Source organism: Syntrophotalea carbinolica DSM 2380, assembly GCF_000012885.1.
Classification (GTDB): Bacteria; Desulfobacterota; Desulfuromonadia; order Desulfuromonadales; family Syntrophotaleaceae; genus Syntrophotalea; species Syntrophotalea carbinolica.
This window is the reverse complement of sequence record NC_007498.2, coordinates 1,184,627-1,196,228: the sequence shown is the minus strand read 5'-3', so window position 1 is coordinate 1,196,228 and position 11,602 is coordinate 1,184,627. Positions and strand designations below refer to the sequence as shown.

Here is an 11,602-nt window from a genome sequence, read left to right as displayed (position 1 = left end):
GCTCCGGTCTTAAGCTCCGAGATCTGTGCAGAACCCCATGCGAAGAACACGCTTGTAAGGTAAACTAACAACGACATGGATGCTGAAATCCTGGTATGTTACGGTGTTTCTAACTTAATACTATCAATTCAGCTTCCGTTAGCAAGTTGCCCACAAAGCGTAACCGCCGACCTGTCATGGCCCGTCGTACCGCCGGCCTGAAGGCGCAAAACCGAAACCGTTGCCGTATCCGGGACCCTATGGATTCTATTCTGCCGTACATCGCCGACAACATACCCGATGGCGGGATTTATTACGCCCTGCTCTTCGCCATCGCCATGGCCGAGTCCATTGCCATGATCGGGCTGGCGGTCCCGGGAAGTACCTTAATCGTCTGTGCCGGCTTTTTCACCGCCCACGGGCAGGGACATCTCGGCACGGTCATGGCTGCAGCAGGGCTCGGTGCGCTTGCCGGCGACAGTGTCAGCTATATGCTGGGGGCGCGACTTGGCTACAGATTTTTGCGCAAACCGTTTTTTCGGAAATATCTGACAATGATCCGCAAAGCCGAAATGTTTTTCATCGACCACGGCGGCAAAAGTCTGTTCTTCGGTCGCTTTGCCGGGCCGTTAAGGGGACTGACACCCTTCATCGCAGGTAGTGCTAAGCTCGATCCGGGGAAATTTTTCGGCTATACCCTGTTCAGTTGCCTGTTGTGGGGACTGGTCTACCCGGGGCTCGGCAGTCTGGGAGCGGCCAGCTGGCAGCAGGTCCAACTCTGGAGCGGTCGCCTCAGCCTGTTGGTGACCACCCTGCTGATCCTGCTTGTGGCCAATGGATGGTTCTGGAGCCGCGCGGCACCGCGATTGTCGAGACACATCGCATCTGCCCGGGATAGACTCCGTATAAAATGGCAGGCGGTACTACAAAAGCCCTGGCCGCAAACATGCCGCCGCCGCTATCCACGTATCTGGCGCTTCGTTGCGGCACGGTTCAGCCTGAGCCATGGCGCAGGGCTGTATCTCACCATGGGGCTGGTCTGTTGCGGCCTGTTTGCCGGATTATTTTTTACCGTGATGGCCCAGTTACCGGTCTTGCGCCAACTGGACGAGCAGATCTGGACCATGATCATCCGCCATCATCAGCCCGTAACCGGGCGTCTGATGCTGCTTTGCTCCGGCTTGGCGGATCGTCCGGTGTTGCTGTCCTGGGGCTTTTTGCTGATATTCTGGCTGCTGCTCAAAGGACGAACCTTTTCGGCAGCGATACTGCTTGCCGGAACGGGAGGCGGGCACATTCTGACCTTCGCCCTGAAGCGGGTTTTTGCCCGTCCAAGACCCCTCCCTGTCTACCCCGGACTGCCCCTGGAATCCCTCAGCTTCCCCAGCGGCCATGCCTTTTTCGCTTTGCTTTTAAGCGGTCTGACCGTATATCTGATGCTGGGCACCATCCGCAACTGGCAGTCACGGGTATCGCTTGTCGCCAGTGCCAGTTTTGTGGCTTTATTGGTCGGCATAAGCCGGCTTTTTCTCGGTGCACACTGGTTCAGCGATGTGCTGGCCGGATGGCTGCTTGCGGCCCTGTGGCTGTCGTTTCTGATCACGGCTCTGGAAGTGCGCCGACGGCTGGCCGGCGAAACCTTATGGCATCGCCAGTGGCACCCGCCGAATTTCGATCGCCGCCTGGAAAAACTGTTGTGGGCCTCTGCGGCAAGCCTGGCGCTGCTCGCTACGGTCCGCCATCTGTTATCCTTGTGGAAGCTCGTTTGATGATTGCCTCGCGGCGATTTTTTCTTTACCATGAACCTCCTTTTTACTCCCAACTTACGAGGTGCGTATGACCGTTCGCCTGCCGGCCGAATGGGAACCCCAGGACGCAGTTCTGGTGGCCTGGCCCCATGAGGAAAGTGACTGGCAACCCTGTATTGAAGAGGTTGAGCCAGTATTCATCCGACTGACCCGTGAAATCAGCCGTTTTGAAAAGGTGGTTCTGGTCGTTGCCAATAGCGAGGATGTGCTTCGCAAACTTCAGTCGGCAGAGATCGACATGGAGCGGGTCCGCCTGCATCAAATACCGACCAACGATACGTGGTTCAGGGATTTCGGCCCCCTCACCGTGTTGAAAAACGATCGTCCGGAACTGCTCGATTTCACCTTCAATGGCTGGGGATTGAAATTTTCCGCAGACCAGGACAACCAGGTCACCCGCCGTCTGCATCAAAAAGGCGTTTTCGGCGACACCCCGCTGAAGAGCTGCGGGCTGACTCTGGAAGGCGGCAGCGTCGAATCGGATGGACGCGGGACGCTATTGACCACCAGCCAGTGCCTGCTCAGCGCCAACCGTAATCCCCACATGAACAGGCAGCAAATCGAGGAATCCTTATGCCAGCTATTCGGTAGCCGACAAGTTCTGTGGCTGGAAAACGGCTATCTTGCCGGCGATGATACCGATGCGCACATCGACACTCTGGCCCGACTTTGCCCTGACGACACCATCGTTTATGTGCGATGCGATAATCCCGATGACGAACATTACGACGCATTGCAGGCCATGGCCGAGGAACTGCAAGCCCTGCGGACTCTCGACGGGAAACCATTTCGCCTGATTCCGTTGCCTTGGCCACAACCATGCTTTGATGAAAGAGGCCATCGCCTGCCGGCCACTTACGCCAACTTCCTGGTGATCAACGGGGCGGTGCTGGTTCCTACCTATGGAGATATGCAGGACGCCCACGCCCTATCCGCCGTCGGCCAGGCTTTTCCCAACCGCGCCATTATAGGCGTGAATTGTCTGCCGCTGATCAAACAACACGGATCGCTGCACTGCGTCACCATGCAATTGCCCAAAGGGGTTTTACCATGAATGAACTAACCGTTGGCCTGGTGCAACAAAGCTGCAGCGCCGACCGGCAGAACAATCTGGAGAAAAGTGTGGCCGGCATTCGTCAGGCCGTATCGCAGGGGGCACAATTGGTGGTTTTGCAGGAACTGCACACCAGCCTCTACTTTTGCCAGACGGAAGATACCGACTGTTTCGATCTGGCCGAGACGATCCCGGGTCCATCGACGGACCTGTTCGGGCAGATCGCCAGAGAGCTCAACGTGGTCATCGTGACATCGCTGTTCGAGCGCCGCGCCGCCGGACTCTATCACAACACCGCCGTGGTCTTCGAAAAAGACGGCACCATCGCCGGCCGCTACCGGAAGATGCACATCCCCGACGACCCGGGATATTACGAAAAATTCTACTTCACCCCCGGCGACCTCGGCTTCACCCCCATCACGACCTCGCTGGGTAAACTCGGCGTGTTGGTCTGCTGGGATCAATGGTATCCGGAAGCCGCCCGGCTCATGGCCATGGCCGGCGCCGAAATGCTCATCTACCCCACCGCCATCGGCTGGGATCCACGCGACGATGACGCCGAACGGCAACGCCAGCGCGATGCCTGGGTCACCATCCAGCGCGCCCATGCCGTGGCCAACGGCCTGCCCGTCATCGCCGTCAACCGTACCGGCTTCGAATCATCACCCGATCCGCAGGCAGCGGGATCTCAATTCTGGGGAAAGAGTTTCGTTGCCGGCAGCCAGGGGGAAATCCTTGCGCAAGCTTCCGAAGATAAAGAGGAGACCTTGGTGGTCACAATCGACCGGGGGCGCAGCGAACAGGTCCGCAGAATCTGGCCGTTTTTACGGGATCGGCGGATCGACGATTACGGGGGGCTGGTTAAACGCTTTCTGGACAAATAGATCGATTACGGGATGCCTATAACCCCATAACAAAAGACTGCTACCGATAAACAAAAAACAGGGAACAGCAGACTGTCCTCTTGGCCAGAAACGGCCTGAGATTCCATGGCAGAAGTTTTCGTTCCGGGGATGAAACCAGGCAGGTTATAGGCACCGCATGTTAAACAACGACGGCTCAACCCGATAACAAGGTTGAGCCGTTGTTTGTTCCGGATATGGACGCGCAATCACCGCATGATGAATCATTCAGCTATCGACTGCGTCTTCCCGACCTGGAGCATCAAGGCTCGCGCGTAACCGCGGTAACGCCTCAGCATGATTCCGCTGCACGTAATCGACCAGTTTTTCCCGCACCTCACAACGCAGATCCCAGCATTTTCCGGAATCGCCGGCGCTCACCAGAGCGCGCAACTGCAAGGTACGCTCACCGGCATCGGTTACCTGCAGCCGACGCACCCTGCCGTCCCATAGTCGTTTCCTTTGAAATGAAATTACTTTCAGCCCACAAAAGGAGATTAACCTGTCAAATGTGGTGACCCGACGCTGATTGGCGATAACCAATTGGCAATCCCAAAGAATACGCATACTCATTGGTATAAATCCTGCTCCATACTCTAATTAACCAGGTAATGGGATCAAATCATATCTATCTGTGCTCGATGTTCCGCTATCCAAAACTATGCAAAAACAACTGTTAACCTTTTGAATATAAACGTATAAATACCGCCACATCGCCGTCAACAGAATACCGTAAGTTTCATATCGGCAATAATGCCCCCGAATTCAGTGGTTTATTTTGTATCAGGACAACCATCGGAAGCCCGCAAGACTCAGTTTCGGGATGGCACAAAGATGTCACGTAGCCACATTTTCGCACGACAACATGTTACAAAAAAATAACATCACCCAATGAGTTTTGCCCTTAAAGTCTCATTTAAATATTTTGATTTTCTGATTGTTTTTTGATAAAACCATCCCCCACCATAATGCCATAGCCCTAATTATGCTCAATTAATTGGGTACATAAATCATTTTATTGAAATTAGAATGTAATTGACATGAAAACATTTGTTACCACAGGAGACAGAACATGTTTCATAGGGTCTGCTTTAGCCCAATCATCCTGACCACCTTTTTTTTAATTTTTTCGTCTCAGGGGATAGGCGCCCCATTAAAAACAACGGGAAACACTGTTAAATCCCCTGTTTCTCTGGAAAATTGCATTCAGATGGCATTGAAAAACAATCATCGCCGTCCCGCCTCCCGGTATGCGGTTGAAATGGCCGAAGCCCAACATCGCCAGGCACTGGCCGGCTACTGGCCACAGGTCACCGCCAAGGGGGGATTTACGCGCATGGATGAGCCGACCAATTTCCTGTTTCCGGCCAAAAGTTTCAATGTTCCTGCGACAACCGTCACGGTCGCCACCCCGATGGGCCCTATGCCCATAACCACTCCGGCGCAGGAAATGCAGATCCCCGAACAGGATGTCAAAATAATGGATCGGGATACGTACTTTGCATCGGTCGAAGCGACTTGGTTGCTATACGACGGCGGGATGCGTAAAGGATATCGCGAACAGGCCAAGAGCCTTGTTGACATGATGAAACAGGAGTCCCGACGTACCGACCTGGAGATCGTGGACAGTGTCACGCGACTTTATTACGGAGCGGTCCTGGCAGCACAATTGCACAGTATCGCTAAAGATACCCTGGAGCGGATGGAGGCGACCCTCAATCTTACCGAAACCATGTACAAAGAAGGCTCGGGCCGGGTGAAAAAAACCGACTTTCTCGGCAACAAGGTAATGGTTGAATCGCTGCGCTCGATGGTTGCCCTGCTGGAAAAAAATGCCTTAATAGCCCGTGCAGCTCTCGCCAATACCATGGGTCTTCCCTGGAACGACAGCGTAACTCCGGCGGAAACGGCCATGCCGTTCACTCCCTTTCCCGACAATCTGGAACACCTGGTAAGCAGCGCCTACCGATTCAATCCCGACTGGGCAAAAATCGAAGCAGGGATATCCGCAGCGCAGGGAGCTATACGCACCGCCGTGAGCGAACATTATCCCAAGCTGGCGTTAACCGGCGAACTGCATAAATGGTGGAACGATTACAATACGGGAGCGGTTACCGACGAAAATAAGGAGGGCTGGAGCGTCGGAATCGGCATCGAAATTCCGATCTTCAGCGGCTTTTTAACCCAGAACAAGGTATCGGAAGCCAAAGCCCGCCTGGCCAAAATCAAAGAGGAACAACTTCTTTTCAAAGAGGGGATCGGTCTACAGATTCGAGATACATTCCTCTCCCTGAATGCCGCCGAAAAATCGTATCAGGCAACCCTCGAGGCCATGAACGCAGCCGTAGAAAATCGCGACCTGAATACCCGGGCTTATCGACACGAGTTGGTGGAGACCGAAGATGTCATTCGTGCCCAACTGATGGAATCATTTATGGCCGCACAACATTACAAGACGCGCTACGACCATCTGGCTCTTCGGTCCCGGTTGAAACTGTTGGTAGGAACCGAAATACAGCATAAACTGATCCGGCAATGAAGAAACCCACCCTGAGAAGCCTGGGACAAAAATTTAAAGGCCATGGGGCAGGCTTAGGCCCATCGATTTGTACCGCAGCGTTTTGCCTGGCGGCTGTGATATTCGCACATGCCGCCCCGACAAACGGTGCCGACCGGGCCCCCTTCAAGCTGGCCTTTTCTTCCAGCATGTTTTCTCAGGTCAATGAAAACGATGCCCGCGCTGCTATAAAAGTCTGGATCATGACGGTGGCGAAAGATAAAAATATCCCCGTAGATCCCGATCCGCACATTCAACATTCGGTTGACGATCTGATCCAATTCGGCCAGAACAATGCCGTAGACGGGTTTGGCCTCACCACTCCCGAGTTCCCCCACCTGAACCGGAAGATTAAAATCGACCGTCTTGCCCTTGGCGTACATAAAGGAAAAATCACCGAAGAGTATCTGATACTGGTGCGGCAGGACAGCGGAATAAAAAGAGTCGAGCAACTGCGAGGACGCAGTATAAACCTGTTAAGCAGTCCGAGAATGAGTCTCGCCCTGCTATGGCTCGATACGATACTTCTTGAAAGCCGGCAAGGCCAAGCCAGCATTTTTTTCGGAACGATTACAAGATCTTCCCGCCCCGCGCAGGTAACACTACCGGTGTTTTTCGGCAAGACAGACGCCTGTGTGATTTCTCGAACAACCTTTGAACTGATGGGGGAACTCAACCCGCAACTGAAACACCAACTGAAAATCCTGGCCGCCTCCCCAGCGGTCATACCGACAGGATTTGCCTTCCGTGCAAAACGATACGATCCGATCGATTCCAGAATCATAGAAGCCATGGAACAACTCGGAAACACTCCGGCCGGTCGCCAGATTTTGGCCCTCACCCAGTCGGAGCATATCAAATCCTGCCCCGTTTCTTGTTTAAACGAGAGCTTACAACTTCTGAACAGGTATCAACGATTATGCAGAACAAATGGCATAAAACCATCGACAACATATCCATAACCCCCTCGGGGGGTCCAGATAAATGTTAAACAAAACAGACCAAGCCGAACGCCATAATCTGAACGAAAGAGCTGCCAGCGGCACACTCCCGCAACCGGGGCGACAGCTTTTCGACGGGATACAGAGACATCGAGGGAGTCTGCCCATGATTTTGGTTGTCTGTCTGCTTCTCCTGGGGATGTCGTCAATCGACCGGATCGCCATGGCCGGAAACGAAAAAGAATTGTTCCGGGTAGGGTTTTCAAAGAGCACCTTCAGCAATATAAACGAAAACGACGCCGTAGCCGCACTCAAAGTCTCGTTCGATACCGTCACTAAGGAGCTTGATATCGCCACGGAGCCGGTCACACGCACCTATAATGATGTTCAAACGATGAAACAGGACTTGCTCGACAAAAAGGTCGACTCTCTGGCCCTAACCGCCACAGAGTACCTGAACCTGCGCCACTTTCTGGATGACAACTGCTTTATCGTGGCAACAAATGGAAGGTATTCCAGAAACGAATATATCTTGCTGGTTCACCGGGACGGGAAAATTCAAAACCTCAAGGATTTACAAGGAGCGAAACTCGGCATCTTCACCTTTGGACTGGCCCGGATATGGCTCGACACGATTCTGATGGGAGAGCAACACCCTCCTGCCTCCAGGTTCTGCCAAGCCAAAGAATACGACGATGTTTCCCAAGCCGTGCTGCCCGTGTTTTTCCGCCGCATCGATGCTTGCGTCGTTGACCGCAATGGTTTCCAAACCATGTGTGAACTCAACCCGCAATTAAGCCATCAATTGAAAATCCTCGCCTCGTCGCCCACATTAACATCATTCAGTCTTGCCTTCCGACGGGGATACGAAAGTCGATTACGGCAACTACTGACGGATCAAAATGGATTCAACCGGCTGCTCTCCTCCAAAGCCGGACAACAGATTATGACCCTCTTTCATATAAGCGGGTTTGAAGCCCGCTCGGCCTCTTGTATGAAAAGCGCCGTGAAAATGCTTACGAGGCATGAACAATTGTTTAAAAACTATAAACGACACTATATAAAAAAACCGTAAAATTGACATCCGGGAAAACATACGATTTGTAGCCCTTTACCACGGCCGCAATAAATCGATGGCACCTCGTACCGGCAAATACGATACATCTCCCTCGGAGAGACCTAATGCTATTGAAGAATATCCGATTCTTTCTCATATACACATTCTGCCTGCTGCCGGTCCTGCTCACGCCGCTTACCGCAGCGGCCGACCAGACTCCGCTTACTCCTGTAAAATTGACCTTTGCCTTTGTCTCGAGGGCTTTTCTCGGTTTCAATGCTTTAGATATGGAAACGGCGCTAAAGGTTTTTGTCAGGGATCTCGGTCGACAATGGGGATTCGATGTTCAAACCGAGGTACAAAGATTCGAGAATGCCCAGCAACTCGAAAACATTGCCCCTGCCAATAGACCGGACCTCATCCTGGTCGATAGCTGGACCTACCTTGACGTGACCGATGGTGCATGGATGGAGCCCCTCTTTGTCACATCCGAAGAGGGTGACATAACGAACACTTATCTTCTCTTGACTCGAGGGGGAAAAATCAAAAATGTTTCCGAACTACGAGGAAAACCGATTAACGTGCTCACCACGACCAATGCCAATCTTGGTATCCACTGGTTAAGCGTTTATTTGCGGGATCATAAAATGGAACTTCCCGAAACATTCTTCGGCGAATTAACCTTTTCAAACGATCCGATGCAAGCTATCCTGCCGGTTTTTTTCGGTAAAAAAGATGCCGTGGTGACGAATTCCAAACAGTTAAAACTGATGACCGAACTCAACCCACAACTCGGCAAACTCGTGCCCCTTGCCGTCTCTGCACCCCTTGTTAACAACATTATCTGCCTGAAACGATCGGGGTGGAAATCGGAAGATTTCAGGCAACACCTGATCCAAGGCCTCCCCGACTTACACCTTGCAGAGATGGGAAGCCAGATTCTTTTACTTTTTAGAGTACAAAAACTTGAAAAGTTCACCCCGTCTTGCTTGGAAAGCGTGCGACGAATGCATAAAAATTTGCCCCTCGAGGTAAAAAACTTTCTCCTTCAGGCTCATAATCCCCGATAAGAGATTGGCGAGAATGTCTTTTCTAAAAAATATACAAAGTTCTACGGGACTTGCCCCCCGCATTGCCTTTTTATCATGGCTGTTGGCATTGATCACCTTGCTGACCTTCGTTCTATTGACCATTCCTCAGCAAAAGGAGATTTTGATCCGCAACCTGGAATCCAAAGCCAACGGCGTCGCGGTATCGTTGCACGATGTGGCCGCCGGAGCGGCGATAAACGATGACCTCGCAAGCGTGGTCACTGCCTGTCAGACCCTCCTCGCCGGTGACCCGGATCTCGAATTTTTGATCATCACTAAAAATGACGGATTTTCCCTGGTCAATCAGCAAACCGGCTGGCGGGTTGAGCCGCAAATCGACAGCTACTGGGTATCCGACAAACGCATACCGCAGGGGAAAATAACTACCGTTCCACTATTGAATCAGAGGGTATTTCACTTTGCCAAACCCTTTGACTATTCCGGCATCGAGTGGGGTTGGATTCATGTCGGCCTGTCCCTTAAGGATCACGATCACAGCGTTGCCACCCTGTATCGTAATACCATCGGGTTAATATTGGCCTGCCTTCTACTAAGTCTGCATCTCGCCCTTTTTTACGCCCGAAAAATCGTACGACCGATCCTACGTCTTAAAAAGCTGGTCCAAAAGATTGCCGACGGCGATCTTACCGTTCGGGCGGATGTCAACAGGCGGGACGAACTCGGCGATCTCGCCCAATCGGTCAACACCATGACCGATTCTCTACTACGCCGGGACCGTATCCTCGAAAGTGTCCGGTTTGCAGCCCAACTCCTGTTGCGGACTGAACAATGGGGGGACAGTATCCACGAAGTTCTCGCCAAACTCGGCCAGGCAGCGAAAGCTTCCCGGGCCTATTTATACGAGAACATTCAAAACGATACAGGACAAATCTGTTCCTCCAGGCGCTATGTGTGGGAAACCTCATCGGCCGCTTTGCAAACGGCCCATTCCCCCCTGGAGCTGGTTTCATATGACCATCCGGATCTTGAAAAGTATCGGAAAAAACTTGCAAACAACCGCATACTGAGCGGCGTGGTTTCCGACAAAAGCTCCGGTTTGCGTGCCTTGCTCGAACCCTTGGGCATTCGCTCTGTCATTGTCATACCGGTCTTTGTCAACAACATCTGGTGGGGCTTTTTGGGATTAGACGACTGCGATCGCTGTCGTGAATGGACCGAAGCCGAAAAAGACAGTCTGCGAGCCGCTGCAGAAATGTTGGGGGCCACCATAGCCCGACAAGGCATCCGAGATGCCCTGCTCGAAGCCAAGGCCACCTTGGAAGACCGCGTTAAGGAACGCACTCTGGAACTCCAGACTCAGGTCGCGGCCAAGGAGAAAGCCCTGTCGGAACTGGCCGAGGCCCAGAGTACTTTGGTCGAAGTTTCCCGCGCCGCCGGCATGACCGAGGTAGCGACCGGTGTGCTGCACAATGTCGGCAATGTCCTGAACAGCGTAAATGTCTCCAGCACTTTAATCATCGATCTGATTAAAAAATCACGGGTTGGAAATATCGCCAAAGTAGCGGAACTCATTCAGGATCATACCGATTGTTTGCCGGAATTTTTAAGCCAGGATGCACGCGGCAGTCAGATCCCCGTTTATCTGTCTTCCCTTGCCCTATCTCTGCAAGACGAACAAACATCTTTGCTTAAAGAAACCGAATCCCTGAGACAAAGGATCGACCACATCAAAGAAATCATCTCCATGCAACAGAGTTACGGTCGCGTCGGCGGGGTTGATGAAACCGTCTATCCCGACCAGCTCATGGAAGATGCGCTTAAACTCAATGCCAACGCCCTTGAACGGCATGGCATATCGGTACAACGACAATACCGTCATGATTTCCCGATTGTTACGGACAAACACCGGGTACTGCAGATACTTCTGAACCTGATTAACAATGCAAAACATGCCTGCTGCGAAATCGTGGGTGAGAAGAATATTACCTTGCAGATCGAAGCTCCCGATCCGGAACACATTCTCTTCCAGGTCACCGATACCGGCATCGGGATTCCCCAGGAAAACCTGACCCGTATATTTCAGCACGGTTTTACTACCCGCAAAACCGGCCATGGTTACGGCCTGCATAGCGGAGCCCTTACCGCCAGAGAGCTCGGCGGCAGCCTCGCCGTACACAGCGATGGGCCAAACACGGGTGCTACATTCACCCTCATACTGCCCATTCACCCAAAAGAGAGAGCATAATGCATCA

General features: G+C 52.6%; 9 protein-coding genes. 8 read left to right on the top strand and 1 reads right to left on the bottom strand.

All coding sequences use genetic code 11. The annotated features are described in order from the left end of the window. The first annotated feature begins 239 nt into the window (after positions 1 to 239). The 3 genes from PCAR_RS05920 (at position 240) to PCAR_RS05910 (ending at position 3,725) form a co-directional block, all read left to right on the top strand. A complete protein-coding gene (locus PCAR_RS05920) occupies positions 240 to 1,748 on the top strand; it encodes a bifunctional DedA family/phosphatase PAP2 family protein (protein WP_011340738.1) in 1,509 nt (502 codons plus the stop codon). A gap of 67 nt (positions 1,749 to 1,815) precedes the next feature. Then, positions 1,816 to 2,841, top strand: a complete 1,026-nt coding sequence (locus PCAR_RS05915; protein ID WP_011340737.1) for an agmatine deiminase family protein — start codon at positions 1,816 to 1,818, stop codon at positions 2,839 to 2,841. Next, positions 2,838 to 3,725 carry a carbon-nitrogen hydrolase gene (locus PCAR_RS05910; RefSeq protein WP_011340736.1) on the top strand — a complete coding sequence of 296 codons (888 nt, stop codon included), beginning with the start codon at positions 2,838 to 2,840 and terminating at the stop codon, positions 3,723 to 3,725. The genes PCAR_RS05915 and PCAR_RS05910 overlap by 4 nt, the downstream gene beginning before the upstream one ends. A 246-nt stretch (positions 3,726 to 3,971) precedes the next feature. Here PCAR_RS05910 and PCAR_RS05905 read toward each other — a convergent pair whose 3' ends face one another. Further along, positions 3,972 to 4,316, bottom strand: coding sequence for a hypothetical protein (locus PCAR_RS05905; RefSeq protein WP_041531280.1), 345 nt, complete (start codon positions 4,314 to 4,316; stop codon positions 3,972 to 3,974). A 637-nt stretch (positions 4,317 to 4,953) separates the two neighbouring features. Here PCAR_RS05905 and PCAR_RS05900 point away from each other — a divergent pair. The 5 genes from PCAR_RS05900 (at position 4,954) to PCAR_RS05875 (ending at position 11,595) form a co-directional block, all read left to right on the top strand. Beyond that, positions 4,954 to 6,282 carry a TolC family protein gene (locus PCAR_RS05900; RefSeq protein WP_200858989.1) on the top strand — a complete coding sequence of 443 codons (1,329 nt, stop codon included), beginning with the start codon at positions 4,954 to 4,956 and terminating at the stop codon, positions 6,280 to 6,282. Between the two features lie 167 nt (positions 6,283 to 6,449). Beyond that, entirely contained in the window at positions 6,450 to 7,262 is an 813-nt protein-coding gene (locus PCAR_RS18330) for a phosphate/phosphite/phosphonate ABC transporter substrate-binding protein (protein ID WP_011340734.1), read from the top strand. A gap of 145 nt (positions 7,263 to 7,407) precedes the next feature. Continuing rightward, the gene (locus tag PCAR_RS05885) at positions 7,408 to 8,316 is read left to right on the top strand and encodes a phosphate/phosphite/phosphonate ABC transporter substrate-binding protein (RefSeq protein ID WP_041531277.1); all 909 of its coding nucleotides are present in this window, start codon (positions 7,408 to 7,410) and stop codon (positions 8,314 to 8,316) included. A gap of 107 nt (positions 8,317 to 8,423) precedes the next feature. Beyond that, on the top strand, positions 8,424 to 9,368 hold the full coding sequence (locus PCAR_RS05880; protein ID WP_011340732.1) for a PhnD/SsuA/transferrin family substrate-binding protein: 945 nt from the start codon (positions 8,424 to 8,426) through the stop codon (positions 9,366 to 9,368). A gap of 13 nt (positions 9,369 to 9,381) precedes the next feature. Next, entirely contained in the window at positions 9,382 to 11,595 is a 2,214-nt protein-coding gene (locus tag PCAR_RS05875; RefSeq protein WP_011340731.1) for a HAMP domain-containing protein, read from the top strand. Positions 11,596 to 11,602 lie beyond the last annotated feature (7 nt).